This is a genomic window from Gordonia sp. DT101, from assembly GCF_049844895.1.
Taxonomy (GTDB): domain Bacteria; phylum Actinomycetota; class Actinomycetes; order Mycobacteriales; family Mycobacteriaceae; genus Gordonia.
On sequence record NZ_JBNCLX010000001.1, the window covers coordinates 273,657 to 288,425 of the forward strand.

At 67.4% G+C, this 14,769-nt stretch carries 14 protein-coding genes; 3 read left to right on the forward strand and 11 right to left on the reverse strand.

The features are described 5' to 3' along the window. Nucleotides 1-309 precede the first annotated feature (309 nt). Nucleotides 310-1,788 carry a cutinase family protein gene (locus tag ACLQ3I_RS01325; RefSeq protein WP_425799924.1) on the forward strand — a complete coding sequence of 493 codons (1,479 nt, stop codon included), beginning with the start codon at nucleotides 310-312 and terminating at the stop codon, nucleotides 1,786-1,788. A gap of 177 nt (nucleotides 1,789-1,965) precedes the next feature. Here ACLQ3I_RS01325 and dnaG read toward each other — a convergent pair whose 3' ends face one another. The 4 genes from dnaG to ACLQ3I_RS01345 all read right to left on the reverse strand — a co-directional run bounded on the left by dnaG (nucleotide 1,966) and on the right by ACLQ3I_RS01345 (nucleotide 7,242). Next, the gene (dnaG, locus tag ACLQ3I_RS01330) at nucleotides 1,966-3,876 is read right to left on the reverse strand and encodes a DNA primase (RefSeq protein ID WP_425791712.1); all 1,911 of its coding nucleotides are present in this window, start codon (nucleotides 3,874-3,876) and stop codon (nucleotides 1,966-1,968) included. A gap of 52 nt (nucleotides 3,877-3,928) precedes the next feature. Beyond that, entirely contained in the window at nucleotides 3,929-5,239 is a 1,311-nt protein-coding gene (locus tag ACLQ3I_RS01335) for a deoxyguanosinetriphosphate triphosphohydrolase (protein ID WP_425791710.1), read from the reverse strand. Further along, nucleotides 5,232-5,708, reverse strand: a complete 477-nt coding sequence (locus ACLQ3I_RS01340) for a cold-shock protein (protein ID WP_425800680.1) — start codon at nucleotides 5,706-5,708, stop codon at nucleotides 5,232-5,234. The genes ACLQ3I_RS01335 and ACLQ3I_RS01340 overlap by 8 nt, the downstream gene beginning before the upstream one ends. 145 nt (nucleotides 5,709-5,853) lie before the next feature. Further along, entirely contained in the window at nucleotides 5,854-7,242 is a 1,389-nt protein-coding gene (locus ACLQ3I_RS01345) for a glycine--tRNA ligase (protein WP_425791708.1), read from the reverse strand. Between the two features lie 230 nt (nucleotides 7,243-7,472). Here ACLQ3I_RS01345 and ACLQ3I_RS01350 point away from each other — a divergent pair, with 230 nt between their 5' ends. Together ACLQ3I_RS01350 and ACLQ3I_RS01355 are read left to right on the forward strand one after the other, a co-directional pair. After that, on the forward strand, nucleotides 7,473-7,880 hold the full coding sequence (locus tag ACLQ3I_RS01350; protein ID WP_425791706.1) for an ArsR/SmtB family transcription factor: 408 nt from the start codon (nucleotides 7,473-7,475) through the stop codon (nucleotides 7,878-7,880). Further along, the gene (locus tag ACLQ3I_RS01355; protein WP_425791703.1) at nucleotides 7,877-8,293 is read left to right on the forward strand and encodes a Fur family transcriptional regulator; all 417 of its coding nucleotides are present in this window, start codon (nucleotides 7,877-7,879) and stop codon (nucleotides 8,291-8,293) included. The genes ACLQ3I_RS01350 and ACLQ3I_RS01355 overlap by 4 nt, the downstream gene beginning before the upstream one ends. A gap of 73 nt (nucleotides 8,294-8,366) precedes the next feature. On the opposite strand, the gene ACLQ3I_RS01360 is transcribed toward ACLQ3I_RS01355, so the two are convergent. Genes ACLQ3I_RS01360 through ACLQ3I_RS01390 form a run of 7 tightly spaced genes read right to left on the reverse strand, consistent with a single transcriptional unit; the run spans nucleotide 8,367 to nucleotide 14,767 of the window. Then, nucleotides 8,367-8,780 (reverse strand): hypothetical protein, encoded by a 414-nt coding sequence (locus ACLQ3I_RS01360; protein WP_425791701.1) that lies wholly within the window; start codon nucleotides 8,778-8,780, stop codon nucleotides 8,367-8,369. Then, complete coding sequence (locus ACLQ3I_RS01365) at nucleotides 8,777-9,610, reverse strand: isoprenyl transferase (RefSeq protein WP_425791699.1); 834 nt, start codon at nucleotides 9,608-9,610, stop codon at nucleotides 8,777-8,779. The genes ACLQ3I_RS01360 and ACLQ3I_RS01365 overlap by 4 nt, the downstream gene beginning before the upstream one ends. Before the next feature lie 13 nt (nucleotides 9,611-9,623). Beyond that, nucleotides 9,624-10,382 (reverse strand): DNA repair protein RecO, encoded by a 759-nt coding sequence (gene recO, locus ACLQ3I_RS01370; RefSeq protein ID WP_164309156.1) that lies wholly within the window; start codon nucleotides 10,380-10,382, stop codon nucleotides 9,624-9,626. Nucleotides 10,383-10,418: 36 nt separating this feature from the next. Then, entirely contained in the window at nucleotides 10,419-12,008 is a 1,590-nt protein-coding gene (locus tag ACLQ3I_RS01375) for a YhgE/Pip domain-containing protein (RefSeq protein WP_425791697.1), read from the reverse strand. 46 nt (nucleotides 12,009-12,054) lie between these two features. Further along, the gene (era, locus tag ACLQ3I_RS01380; protein ID WP_425791695.1) at nucleotides 12,055-12,969 is read right to left on the reverse strand and encodes a GTPase Era; all 915 of its coding nucleotides are present in this window, start codon (nucleotides 12,967-12,969) and stop codon (nucleotides 12,055-12,057) included. Next, complete coding sequence (locus ACLQ3I_RS01385) at nucleotides 12,966-13,325, reverse strand: cytidine deaminase (RefSeq protein ID WP_425799925.1); 360 nt, start codon at nucleotides 13,323-13,325, stop codon at nucleotides 12,966-12,968. The genes era and ACLQ3I_RS01385 overlap by 4 nt, the downstream gene beginning before the upstream one ends. Beyond that, entirely contained in the window at nucleotides 13,322-14,767 is a 1,446-nt protein-coding gene (locus ACLQ3I_RS01390; RefSeq protein WP_425799926.1) for a hemolysin family protein, read from the reverse strand. Before ACLQ3I_RS01390 ends, ACLQ3I_RS01385 begins: the two co-directional genes overlap by 4 nt. Nucleotides 14,768-14,769 lie beyond the last annotated feature (2 nt).

The window sequence follows — 14,769 nt, forward strand, 5'->3', positions numbered from 1 at the left end:
TACTCAACATGCACAGGCGCCTCACGAGGTACCACTCGTACCGTGAATGCAGCTGTACTGCAGTCAAATACCACACCAGTTGGAAGCCGCCGGGAACGTTCGTTCGACTTGGCAACCGGCACAACCGGACCGCGACTCGGCCAATGAGATGAATTCTCACCTCGGGCGCAGCACATCGCGGTATCGTCTCGACATCATCTCGACGTGATTTCGACGCAGCGCCCGCTCATCGCCACCCACAGAGCATCCGTTCCCCACACCCCGGCGGTGCCCCCGATGTCACGTATCCACTCCTCGAACCGAAACCAATTGTCCTCTCCGCTGTCCGGTGAGTACACCGCGTCCACGCCCGGCCGCCTGCCGTCCGGCCGTCGTCGGTTGCTGGAGCATCCCGCCGCGATGGCGATCGGTACGGTCGGGGTGACCGTGGCCATCGCGCTGACGCCTGCGGCGACCGCCGTCGCCGACTCGTTTCCCACCGAGTCCGGCGCGACGTTCAACCTGTTCATCCCGGGCACGTGGGAGACGAGTGAATCGGCGGATCCGTCGACGCCCATCGGGGCGCTGAAACCCATCGCCGACCGCCTTCGCCACGACCATGGCGATTCCGCCGTCGTCTACTTCCTGCCGTATGTCGCGCGGGCCTTCGACAACGGCGAGAGCTATGGCACCAGCAAGGCGACCGCACTCGAGAATGCCGGCACGGTCTTACGGGACTACGCGTCACAGCATCCCGGCGCCAGGTTCACGATCACCGGCTACAGCCAGGGCGCCGACGCGGCGGGCGATCTCGCCTCGGCGATCGGGAATGAGCTCGGTCCCATTGCCGCCGGTGCCGTGCTCGCCGTCGCCTTGTTGGCAGACCCACGCGCAGGCACCGCGGGTGAAACCGTCGTCGGTCCGCGCGAAGACGGGATCGGGATCGCCGATCCACGCCCGGCGGGCATGGGCAGCCTGATGGGGCGGGTCTCGGCCATCTGCGCCCCCGACGACCTCTACTGCTCCATCGACAAGGCCCAGAACCCGCTACTCGGCCAGCTCGGCACGGTGCTGGGCAAGACGCCGGCCGACGCGGAGGCCGCGGTGAAGAAAGCGGCCACCGCGACGACGGTCCTCGCGTCCGTCGACATCCCGGGCATCATCGATGGGCTGACCGCGCTCCCGCGCGACGTCGCGACCGGCGACCTACGGTCGGCCCACGCTCTCGCCGGAACCCTCAACAATCGACTCCGGCCACTCGTGACCCTCGCCTCGATGATCGACTTCACCGAGGTCTCCACGACATTGGCATTGATCCCGGACGAGACCGGCCTGACCAAAGCAGCCTCGCTGCTCGCCGCCGCGCTCGCGCATGTCGACTTCCAGCGGACCGCCGATCTGGTGGGCAGGCTCCAGGAGCTCACCTGGTCAGGGGTGGGGGCGGTGGCCACCCGAGCCGGTGCGAGAACCTTGCCGACCACCGGCACCACACCGTCTGATGTCCGGCAGGTCGCCCGCGAACTCGCTGTCCTCTCCAGCAGCATCGTCACGGTTCGCCCGCGCACCGGCGCGGAGGTGGATGCGGTCTCCCCAGACCTGCGGGGCATGGCGACCGCGGTCACCGGGATCGTCGCGAAACGCGCGATCACCGACCCGGCGACGGTGGTCACGGACGCGGTCAGCGCCGGCACGTTCTACGCATCCGACAGCCACGTGCGCTACGGATCCCTCGTCGTCGACGCCGAGGGGCGTGACGCGATCGACTGGTTCGGGACGTGGCTCTCGGACAGCATCTCCCGGGCCTCGTGAGACGCGGACGAAACCGTCGCATCGATCGCACCAGGTGATCCCGACGTATCGACCTGCCCCGATCCGGACAGGTGCCCGCAAACTTCTCCAAATCGCCGGATCCAAATCGCCGGAGTATGGAGGGAGGGAGGGAGGGAGGGAGGGCGACTCGAGTGGCGTGGGCGCTGCTCGCGACCCTCAGCCCACGTCGACGCTGGGGTCGACGGCCTGCTCGAGCAGGCTGCGCCGGTAGGCCTCCAGCGCCACCAGATCACCGAAGACGGCGTTGTAGCCATCCGGGTCCTCGCCCGGCGCCATCCGCCGCAGCTTGGACTTGATATCGGCGATCTGCGCGCCGACCCACACCTCTTGCAGGCGTGCCATCACGCTGGAGATGTAGCGCGGGATGTTGTTCTCGCTCACCGGCATCGACTCGACGGCGAGCTCGGTGACCAGCGGTCCCACGAGGAGGTCGTCGATCGAGTTGTGCACCGCGTCGACCCATTCGGCTCCGCCCATGCCCGAGGCGGCGCCGCCGAGTGAGATCATCGCGGTCCGGATCATGGCATAGGCCGGTTCGGTGAAACACTGCACCGGTAGCGAGTCGAAGACAGTGCCTGCGATCGCCGGATACTGTAGTGCGGCCTTGAGTGCCTCGCGTTGCGGCCACAGCCGCGGATCGGTGGGCAGGGGACGCGGTGTCAGGGGTGCCGAGGCCGCCTCCGGGCGCTGGCGCCGCATCGAGGTCACCCGATCGCCCCGGCCGGTTGCGCGGGTGTGTCGCGCACCCTCCTCCCGAACCCGGGACAACACCTGGCCGACGTCTTCCCACCCGACCCAGCCCGCCAGTTGCCGGGCGTACTCGTCCCGCAACGCGATGTCCTTGATGCGCGCGACCACCGGCACGGCGTCCCGCAGGGCGTGCACGCGTCCCTCGGCGGTGTCGAGGTCATGCTCGGACAGCAACGCCTTGATCGCGAACTCGAACATCGGCACCCGCCGGGCGATCAGATCGCGGACCGCCGGGTCACCGCTGCGCTGACGGAGTTCGCACGGATCCATCCCGTCCGGGGCGACCGCCACGAACGTCTGGCCGGCGATACTCTGCTCCCCCTCGAAAGCCTTGAGGGCAGCAGCCTTTCCGGCTTCGTCACCGTCGAAGGTATAGATGACCTCGCCGCGGAAGTACGAGTCGTCCATCATCAGCCGGCGCAGGAGCGCAAGGTGATCCTCACCGAAGGCCGTCCCACACGACGCGACCGCGGTCGTCACCCCCGACAGATGCATCGCCATCACGTCGGTATAGCCCTCGACGATGACCACCTGATGCCCCTTGGCGATGTTCTTCTTCGCGTGATCGAGACCGAAGAGTACCTGAGACTTCTTGTACAGCATGGTCTCCGGCGTGTTCATGTACTTGCCGAGATTGTCGTCGTCGAACAATTTGCGGGCACCGAAGCCGATGATGTCGCCACCGAGGTTGCGGATCGGCCACAGCAGGCGTCGGTGGAACCGATCGATCGGCCCCTTGCGCCCCTGCTTCGCCAACCCGGCGGCTTCGAGCTCGGAGAACTCGAAACCCTGGGACAGAAGGGTTTTGGTCATCGTGTCCCAGCCGGCCGGGGCGTAACCGCATCCGAAGGCGGTCGCGGTGGCGGCGTCGAAGTCCCGTTCGGTCAGATAGTCGCGGGCCTTCTGGGCCTCCGGCGACTGCAGTTGCTCGGCGTAGAACCGCTGGGCCGCCGCGTTGGCCGCGACGAGCCGCGCCCGGGTACCGCGATCCCGGACCACGGTGGTGCCGCCGCCCTCGAAGTGGATCTGATACCCGATCCGGTCGGCGAGCTGTTGCACCGCCTCGACAAAGCTGACGTGTTCCTGCTTCTGCAGGAAGCTGTAGACATCACCACCCTCACCGCAGCCGAAGCAGTGGAAGTGCCCATGATTGGGACGCACGTGGAACGACGGCGTCTTCTCGTCGTGGAACGGGCAGAGGCCCTTGAGGCTGTCGGCGCCCGCTCGGCGCAACGCCACGTAGTCGCCGACGATCTCCTCGATATTCGTCTGCTCACGGATCGCCGTGATGTCACGATCGGGGATTCGGCCTGGCACGCGGACCAGTGTAGTGACTGCACGTCGGGAACCGGCAGCCACACGTCCGGCGTCAGCCCAGATGCGCCTGCGCGCCCGAGTTCTGTCGGTCGGTGCGCTCCAGTCGGCCCTCCGTCATCGAGGCGATCTGATCGACGATGACGCGCAGACGGGCGTCATCGTCGGCGGCCTCATGCCAGGACGGCACGAAGATCGGGTCCAGCCCGCCGGGGGCGGCCGCGGTCAGCCAGCCGGCCACCCGATGGATGCGCTCACGCTGACGCTGCTGATGGGCCTTGTGACGGCTGTTGGAGAAGATGAACCGCAACGCCAGGGTCTTGAGGATCGCCACCTCGGCGGCCACCAGCGGTGAGACCGTGAGGTCGGCGTCGTAACGGGCGACCGAGCGACCGCCCACCGCCGCCCGCGTCCCGGTGATCGCCGCGGACGCGAACCGGCCGATGAGCTCGCTCGTCAGCCGTTTGAGCGCGACGGCGCTGTTCAGGCTGCCGTCGTACACACCGGCTTGGCCGACGATCTCCATTCGCGACAGGCGTTGCGCTGCGTCGATGAGCGCACCGGCCTCGAGTCCGGCGAATTCTTTCACCCCGATGTCGGCGAGCGCCCGCTGATCGGACGCATCGGCGAGCGTGCGCAGATCGATGCGGTTGGCGATCACGCCGTCCTCCAGGTCATGCACGGAGTAGGCGACGTCGTCGGACCAGTCCATGACCTGGGCCTCGACGCACTGACGGCCGGACGGGGCGTCGAGCCGAATCCAGTCCAGGGCGTCCGCGTCGTCGTCGTAGGCACCGAACTTGGTCCCCGGCGCGCTGCGGGTCCACGGGTATTTCAACGTGGCGTCGAGCGATGCCCTGGTCAGATTCAGCCCGGCACTGCGGCCGTTCTCGTCGAGGAGCTTCGGTTCCAGGCGCGTGAGGATGCGCAGATTCTGGGCGTTGCCCTCGAAACCGCCGATCGCCGCAGCGACCTCGTCGAGAGCCCGCTCACCGTTGTGCCCGTAGGGCGGATGACCGATGTCATGGGCAAGTCCCGCCAGTTCGACGAGATCGGGTTCGCAGCCGAGCCCGATCGCGATCCCCCGCCCGATCTGCCCCACCTCGAGCGAGTGGGTCAGGCGGGTCCTCGGGGTGTCACCCTCACGCGGCCCGACGACCTGCGTCTTGTCCGCCAGCCGACGCAGGGCGGCCGAGTGCAACACCCGGGCCCGGTCGCGAGCGAAGTCGCTGCGATGGTCGGTCCGGGTTCCGGGCAGGCTCGCGACCTTCGGCGCCTCCGGCACGATCCGTTCGACGGCCTCGTCCCGGTAATCCGCCGTGGGCGGTATCGCGGCCGAACGGCCGGTGGGCGGTGCGCTAGTCAAGCACCCATCCCCGGGCGACCGCGAAGTCGGTGATGCGCTGTCGGATCGCCACGATCTGAGCGGCGGTCAGGTCGTCGGACGAGTCGAGCAGCAACTCGGTGACCTCTTCGGTGAACGATGCCGCGTCGAGTGTGCCGCCACCGCGCGGCTTGCGTGAGCGGTCCCGGTCCCGGTCGCGGTCCCGGTCACCGCCGTGCGGACGACCGTGATCGTGGCTGTCGCGACGATGCGGCCGGCCCGCCGGGGCGTCGTCGACCGGTGCCGACTCGGTCACCGCGACGTTGACCGCCTTGGTCCCGCGGTCGGTCTCCTCGATGTCGAACGCGACCTTCGCGCCCGGCTTCAGGGCGTTCTCGTCGATGTCGATGTCGTTGATGTGCAGGAAGACGTCGGCACCGCCCGCATCCGGTGCGAGAAATCCGAAGCCCCGATTCGCGTCGTAATGGACGACTTTGCCGTTGACGGTCACTGCTGCACTCACTCTCCTCGCCGCACACAGCTCCGGACCCCATGCCCGGGCGTGCGACAACTCCACAATCAACTATGACAGAAATACGCAGGTCGCACGTTGCGACAACGGCCTCGACCGCTGGTCGGGTGACCTCACCGAGGGATCACGCGCCGAGGAGCTTGCCGCCCAGGAACTCCACCACTTTGTCGAGCGCGACGCGCTCCTGGCTCATGGTGTCGCGTTCGCGCACGGTGACCGCCTGGTCGTCGAGAGTGTCGAAGTCCACGGTCACGCAGAACGGTGTGCCGATCTCGTCCTGTCGGCGGTACCGCTTACCGATGCCCTGCGCGTCGTCGAACTCGACATTCCAGTGCTTGCGCAGCTCCGCGGCAAGATCCTTGGCCTTCGGCGACAGCTTCTCGTTGCGGGAGAGCGGCAGAACCGCGACCTTGACCGGCGCGAGTCGCCGATCGAGGCGCAACACCGTGCGGGTGTCGGTGCCGCCCTTGGCGTTCGGCACCTCTTCCTCGGTGTACGCGTCGCACAGGAATGCCATCAGCGAGCGGGTGAGGCCCGCAGCGGGCTCGATGACGTATGGCGTGTAGCGCTCGCCGGAGGCCTGATCGAAGAACGACAGATCCTCGCCGGAGTGCTTGCTGTGGGTCGACAGGTCGAAATCGGTGCGGTTGGCGACGCCCTCGAGCTCACCCCATGGATTCCCGGAGAAGCCGAACTTGTACTCGACGTCGACGGTGCGTTTGGAATAGTGCGAGAGCTTGTCCTTGGGATGGTCGAAGAGTCGCAGGTTCTCCGGGTCGATCCCGAGGTCGACATACCAGTCGTACCGCTGGTCGATCCAGTACTGATGCCAGTCCTCGTCCTCGCCCGGCTTGACGAAGTACTCCATCTCCATCTGTTCGAACTCGCGCGTCCGGAAGATGAAGTTGCCGGGGGTGATCTCGTTGCGGAAGCTCTTGCCGATCTGGGCGATACCGAACGGCGGCTTCTTGCGCGCGGTGGTCATCACGTTCTTGAAGTTCACGAAGATGCCCTGCGCGGTCTCGGGCCGCAGATAGTGCAGGCCCTCCTGGTCGTCCACCGGGCCGAGGTAGGTCTTCATCAGACCGCTGAAGGCCTTGGGCTCGGTCCACTTGCCGGGCTGACCGGTGTCCGGGTCGTTGATGTCGGCGAGGCCGTTGGCCGGTGGGCGGCCATGCTTGATCTCGTAGGCCTCCAGAAGGTGATCGGCACGGTAGCGCTTGTGGGTGTAAAGCGACTCCACGAGCGGGTCGGTGAACACCTCGACGTGACCCGACGCCTCCCACACGCGCCGCGGCAGGATGACCGCCGAGTCGAGCCCGACGATGTCGTCGCGGCCGGTGACCATGCCGCGCCACCACTGCCTCTTGATGTTCTCCTTGACCTCGACGCCGAGCGGGCCGTAGTCCCACGCGGAGCGGGTTCCGCCGTAGATCTCACCGCTCGGGAACACCAGGCCACGACGCTTGGCGAGGTTGACGACGGCTTCGACGCGGTTGGACTGGGCGGCCACGGTTAACTGATCTCCAACGACTAGGGGTTCGATACGGTGACGCGGCCATTCCGTCGGAACACAGAACGGCAGCCCTTACAGGGTAGCCACAGAGGTGCCGGTCGTCGGAATCGTCACCCCTCTCCGATCGTGCGCGCCGGCGTCACAGCCGCTCCGAGGGCACCGGAGGGCCGCGCTCGGTCCACTCTCGCCACCCCAAATGAAAACGACTTCCTTTAGTATGGAGGGCGATGGACTCCCAGGATCGAGATTGCGCAGCCACCACCTCCGACCGCCGTGTCGTCGGCGCGGTCGAGTGCGCGGCCGCCGGCGACCTCCTGCGGGCCCTGGCATCGCCCACCCGCATTGCCATCGTCCTGCTCCTGCGCGAACGCCCGCAGTGTGTGCACGAGATCGTCGGCGCTCTGGAGGTCAGCCAGCCACTGGTGAGCCAGCATCTCCGCGTCCTCAAGGATGCCGGTGTGGTGCGCGGCCACCGGACGGGTCGGGAGATCGTCTACGAACTCGTCGATCACCACCTCGCCCACATCGTCACCGACGCGCTGGCGCACGCGATGGAGGTCCCCGATGACTCGGCGGCCGAGATCATTCCCGATGACGCGGGCACGGTCCTGGACGCGGGCACGGTGGCCGAATGACCGCCGGTCCGGACCGCCCGGTGACCGGCGTCCGGTCGACCAGGCAGCGAGCGGCGATCGCCGACGCGCTCGCCGCCGGTGACGACTTCGTCTCCGCGCAGGAACTCCACGATCAACTCAAGGCCCGCGGAGAGTCGATCGGGCTGACCACCGTGTACCGAAATCTGCAGGCATTGAGCCAGTCCGGGCAGATCGACGTGCTGTGGGACGGTTCGGGCGAGACGCGGTATCGCCACTGCTCGTCCGGACATCATCACCACCTCGTGTGCCGTCGCTGCGGTACGACGGTGGAGGTGCAGGCGGAGCCCGTCGAGAAGTGGGCCGCGAGTGTGGCCGCACGGCACGGTTTCACCGACATCAACCACACCGTCGAGATCTTCGGCTATTGCGCCGATTGCCGGGCGGCGAACTGACTGCCGTTCACCGCTGTCGACCCACGGGGAGCGAGCCCGCAAGCGCTGCCGGGCCGGCGAGCGCTGCGAAGGGCTAGGCGCCCGAGAGACGGCGAGCGATGTCGGCTCCCGCCGACAACACGATGTGCAGCACCGTCAGCAGCGGGACGTCGTCGAGGGTCCCGGCCGGGAACGTGTAGTACTGCAGCACATCGGTGGTCACACCCTCCGGGTCGGATCTGCGCAATGCACCGAAACTCAGACGGGCGTCGGCGCCTTCCACGTCGTCGCGGAGTGCGGACGTGTTCGGCAGGTTGACCGCGACCAGTTGGGTCATGGTGAGCACGTCGAGTCCGTCCGCGAGGGTCAGGACGCGCAACGACGCACGGGTCGGACCCACCTGCACGATCACCGAATCCGCATCCCCGTCACCGACGTCACCGATCTCACCGACGAGGCGGGCCACCCGGGTCGGAAGGTCTTCGGATCCCGATGCGACGTCGCTCATGTCGGCATCACGCCGCCGAATCGTCGGTCCCGCGACGCGTATTCGAGACACGCCGCCCACAGGTCACGACGATCGAAGTCGGGAAAGAGCTTCTCCTGATACACCATCTCGGCGTACGCGGACTGCCACAGCAAGAAGTTCGAGATCCGCTGTTCGCCGGACGGGCGCAGGAAGAGGTCGACGTCGGGCATGTCGGGCTCGTCGAGATAACGGGCGAAGGACGCCTCGGTGATCCGATCCGGATCGATCTCACCGGCCGCGGCACGGCGGGCGATTTCCTTTGCCGCATCAGCGATCTCGGCGCGGCCGCCGTAGTTGACGCACATCGTGAGGTTCATCACGGTGTTGTCCCTCGTCATCTCCTCGGCAACCTCGAGTTCGCGGATCACACTGCGCCACAAGCGCGGTCGGCGGCCGGCCCAGCGCACCCGGACGCCCATCTCGTGCATCTCGTCACGCCGACGGCGGATCACGTCACGGTTGAAGCCCATCAGGAAACGGACCTCTTCTGGGCTGCGCGACCAGTTCTCCGTCGAGAACGCGTACGCGGACAGCCAGGTGACGCCGAGTTCGATACATCCGCAGACGGTGTCCATCAGGACCGCCTCGCCTTGCTTGTGCCCTTCGGTGCGGGGCAGTCCTCGGTCCTGCGCCCAGCGGCCGTTGCCGTCCATCACCAGGGCCACGTGCTGCGGTATCAGCTCGGGCTGAATCCGTGGTGGCCGCGCGCCGCTCGGGTGCGGGTCGGGTGGGCGTATGGGGGTGCGGTCTGCTCGTGGTTCCGGTGCGGCCTGTCGTTTCCCGGATCGCGAGCCGGGTCGTAACGCCATCAACCGTCTCCTCTCACGCGGTGTCCACCAGCCTATGAGGTGCTTCGCGTTCGATGAGCGGCAGGGTTCGCAACTGACGTTCGAGATGCCACTGCAGGTGGGCGGCGGTCAGCCCGCTCGCCTGGCGCTGCATCGACGAAGTGGCCTCGGCGGTGTGTTCCCACTGGCCACGGAACAGGGCATCCATCAGGTCGAGCACCCCTGGTGACGGGGTGGCCGATCCGGGTGGCCGACAGTGGATGCACACCGCACCACCGGCCGCCACATGGAACGCCCGATGTGGTCCCGGCTGCGTACAGCGGGCGCACACGTCGAGCGTCGGCATCCATCCCGCGCAGTGCATCGCGCGCAGCAGGTAGGCATCGAGGATGAGTTGGTTGGCGCGGCGGTGTTCGGCGAGTGCCTCCAGGGCGCCGACCGTGAGTCGGTGCAACTGCGCGGCCGGTGCGCGCTCCTCACCGGCCAACCGCTCCGCGGTCTCCAGCACCGCGCACGCCGTGGTGTATCGGCCGTAGTCGGCCACGATGGCATCGGCGAAGGCATGGAGGGTGTGCACCTGGGTCACGACGTCGAGGTTGCGGCCGGGATAGAGATGCACGTCGACATGAGCGAAGGGCTCGAGCCGGGCACCGAACTTCGAGCGGGTCCGACGGACGCCCTTGGCCACGGCACGCACCAGGCCGTGGTCCTGGGTGAGCAGCGTGATGATGCGGTCGGCCTCGCCCAGCTTGTGCTGGCGAAGCACCACGGCCTCATCCCGATAGAACCTCACCGGGACATTGTTCCACCGGGCACCGACAGCACCCCACTACGACATGCGTCCAGGGTCCTCTGGTGCCTGTGTGACCTCTGGTGTCTTCGACGCGGCCGGCGGGCCGGGCGCCTCGGGAGGCCGCGGCGATTCATGACCACCCACCGCGGCGACGTGTGCGGGGGACGGTGTGGTGATCGAGGCGGGTCCATCGCCGTCGACCAGCCTGCGCAGCCGCGGCGACAATGTCATCCCGCCCGGGAACCTGTGCCAGCCCTTGCGGTCGTAGAGCTTGGTGCCGCCCAGACCGAGCAGTACACCCACCAGCAGACCGATCGCGCACTGGATGATCGACCGGCCCAGTCCGGCGTCGAGATCCGCGTCGAAATAGAGGATGGCGCGACTACCGAGATAGACCAGGTGCATCGGTTCCACCGCGGCGATCCAGGCGAACAGTCGCGGACTCGCCTCCAGCGGCACCGTGCCACCCGACGACGGGAGACCGAGGATCACAAAGAACACCAGGTTCAGGATGAGACCGGGATTACCGAACACCGCCATCATCGAACTCGCCGATACCCCGACCGCGGTGATCACCAGCACCGAGAACATCCACAATGCGAACGCATTCGGCAACGACGTGCCGACCGCCGTACACACGGCGATGAACAGCGCCGACTGGATCACCGCGACGAGCACCATGATGGTCCACTTGGTCGCGAGCGTTCCCCAGCGAGAGATCGCGAGCCGCTGTCGGAGCTGATAGAACGGACCGTACTCGATGGGCGTCTGACCGAGGATGCCGTCGACCACGACACTCACCATCATCGCGCCGGTGAACCCTGCCAGGATGAGCAACAACGTGAAGTAGAACGCGGACAACCCGTTTCCGGATCCGTCGGGCAACGGGGTGGGCTCGACGATCCGTACATCCACCGGATTGGACAATGCCAGTTGGGCGGCCCCCGAGAACGACACGTCGGCCTTGACCAGGCTCTGTCGGACGGTGTCCACGAGGCGTTCGCCGACCTGGGCGTTGACCTGCTCCGACATCTCGTCGGCGAAGGTCGTGGTGACCGCCGACGCAAAGGTTCCGGAGCCGCGGTTGATGAACACGTCGATCGCCATCGGGTCGGGTTTGGCCTCGAGCACCGCGGCCCGGCCGAGACTCACCGCGCGATTCGTGAAGTTGGGGCCGATCACCACCACGCCGTAGGCCTTGCCGGAGTTCAGTCGGTTGAGGGCGGTGGTCCGGTCGACCTTCTCCACCGCGATCCCACTCTTGGCCGCCGTCGAGATCACCCCTTCGGCGACCTGGTCGCCGAAGTTCTGTTTCGTGGTACCGCCATCCGGGTTGTCGACGTCACCGCCGCGATCCTCATTGACGAGAGCGATCGGGAAATCGTGCAGGTTGCGCTGCGGGTCCGCGACCGCGCCCATGTAGAGCGCCGCCATGAACGACATGATCACGACGACGAGCAACAGCGGTGCCAGCCAGAATCGCGGTGAACGCAGGACACCGGCGATCGTGGTCCCCGCCGCCGCATCGTGTTCGGGTGCCGCGTGGTCGGCGGCGGAGTATACGGAGACCTCGCGCCCGCCGGGCCCGCTCGGGTCCGCCTCGACGCCTGTTTCGTGCCGCCCCATCCGAACTCCCTCTCGACTCATTCGCACCGACGGCGGGCCGCAGGCGTCAGAAGCCCATGCGCCCCAATTGCTTCGGGTCCCGTTGCCAGTCCTTGGCCACCTTCACATGCAGATCCAGGTACACCCTGGTGCCGAGCAGCTTCTCGATCTGTCCTCGCGCGACGGTGCCGACCTCTTTCAGCCGGGCACCTCGATGGCCGATGATGATGCCCTTCTGGCTGTCCCGCTCGACGTAGAGGATGGCGTGCACATCGACCATCGACGGCCCCTGCCCCTCCTTGTCCTCCTCACGCGGGATGATCTCCTCGATCACCACGGCGAGGGAGTGCGGGAGCTCGTCGCGGACACCCTCGAGGGCCGCCTCGCGGATGAATTCCGCCATCAGCACCTCCTCGGGTTCATCGGTGAGCTCACCGTCGGGGTAGAACGCGGGGCCGGGTTCCATCTGGCCGACCAGCACGTCGGTCAGGATGTCGAGTTGGGCACCCGACCTCGCCGACACCGGGACCACCTCGGAGGTGGGGCCGAGCAGTTCGGACAACGCGACGAGTTGCGCGGCGACGCGATCCCGGGTGACGCGGTCGATCTTGGTGACCACGCCCAGCACCGTGGTGCGCGGGGCCATCTGCCGGACCTGCGACACGATCCAGCGGTCGCCCGGCCCGATCGCCTCGTCGGCCGGGATGCACACGCCGATCACGTCGACCTCCGAGTAGGTGTCCCGGACGAGGTCGTTGAGTCGCTGGCCGAGCAGTGTCCGAGGCCGGTGCAGACCTGGGGTGTCGACCAGGATCAACTGGGCGTCGTCGCGATTGACGATCCCCCTGATGGTGTGCCGGGTGGTCTGCGGCCGGTTCGAGGTGATCGCGATCTTCTCGCCGACGAGAGCGTTGGTGAGGGTGGATTTTCCGGTGTTCGGCCGACCGACGAAGCAGACGAATCCCGACCGGAACCCGGTCATCGGTGCGCGTCCTGACGGCCGGTCGGTGTCCCCGACAGATCCGTGTGCACCGCGTACGCGTCCGAGCCGAACTCGGCGAGGGTTGCCAGGCCAGGGTCGTCGGGGGCGCCGTTCACCAGGACGGCCGCCTCGAAGGCCTGGGCGCCGCTGGACAGCGCACTCGCGAGGGCGACCTGGAGGCCGGACAGTGTCAACGTCTCGGCGGCCACGGGCGCGCCGGCATAGGTTCGGCCGTCGGAGTCGCGGACGGCGGCCGCCGACGAGCTCTCGGCGCGGGCGAGTGCGCCCCGCGCCAAGACGACCAGCTTCTGATCCTCGTCGGACAACTCGGGCTTTCCGCTCGACGGTCCGGTCACGTTCGGTCCTCGCTCCTGGTGTCACCCGTTGTGTCGTCGCCGTGTCGTCGGACCTGCTCCCGGACCTGTGAACGCCCACGGCTGGACATCGAGTATTCCGCACCGCGGTCGGATTCGGCCGGATCGGACGTGGGCATGTCGGTGTCATCGCGGTCACCCTCGGCCGGAATGTCGCCGGCCTCGGGGTGGTCGACCCGGCTGACCAGCAGGGTGGTGATGCGCTGGCGGCCTCGCCGGTTCGGGCCGCCCTCGGCGACGAGCAGCAGCCCGTTCGACTCGACCCGGGCACCCGGCAGCGGCACCCGGCCGAGTTCGAGGCCGAGCAACCCGCCGACGGTCTCGATCTCGTCGTCGTCGATGTCGAGGCCGAAGAGTTCGCCCAGGTCCTCCACGGGCAGTCGCGCCGACACCCGATAGGACCCGCCTTCGAGTTCTTCGATCGGCGCCACCTCATCGGTGTCGTACTCGTCGGTGATCTCACCGACGATCTCCTCGAGGACGTCCTCGATGGTCACCAGCCCCGCGATCCCGCCGTACTCGTCGACGAGCAGTGCCATGTGGTTGCGTGTGCGCTGCATGTCCGCCAGGACCTTGTCCAGCGGTTTGGAATCCGGGATGAACTCGGCTTCGCGCATGAAGTCGTGCACGTGCGCAGACGTCGAACGACCTCCTTCGGCGACGAGGTCCTTGAGATAGACGACGCCGACGATGTCGTCGGGGTTCTCCCCGATCACCGGGATGCGCGAATGTCCGGACCGCACCGCGAGATTCATCGCCTGGGCCGCGGTCTTGTCCTGCTCGATCCAGATCATCTCCGGTCGGGGCACCATGATCTCGCGAGCGTTGGTGTCGCCGAGGTCGAAGACCGACTGGATCATCCGGCGCTCGTCCGCCGCCACCACACCGCTGGCCTCGGCGAGATCCACGACCTCGCGAAGTTCCACCTCGGTGGCGAAGGGCCCGTTGCGAAATCCCTTGCCGGGCGTCACGGCGTTGCCGACCATGATGAGCAGTCGGGTCAGTGGTTTGAGCAGCAATCCGATGCCCTGCAAGACGATCGCCGACGACAGCGCGATCGTGTACGCGTGCTGCCGACCGAGGGTTCGCGGCCCGACGCCGACGGCGACGAACGACACCACCGCCATCCCGACGATCGCCGCGAACAGACCCCAGCCGACGCCGAGCCAGTCGGTCAGCACGAGGGCCATCAGGGCGACCGCCGCCGTCTCCGAGATGACCCGCATCAGCACGGCGAGGCCCACATAGGTGGCCCGCCCGTGCAACACCGCGATCAGGCGCACCGCACCGGCGCGCTGCTCCTTCGCCATGTCCTCGACGCGCGCCATGGACACCGTGGTGATGGCCGCGTCGACGGCGGCGAACAGTCCACCGACCGGGATCAGCACGAGTGCCGCCACGACGAACCAGACGTCGTCGGGCACCG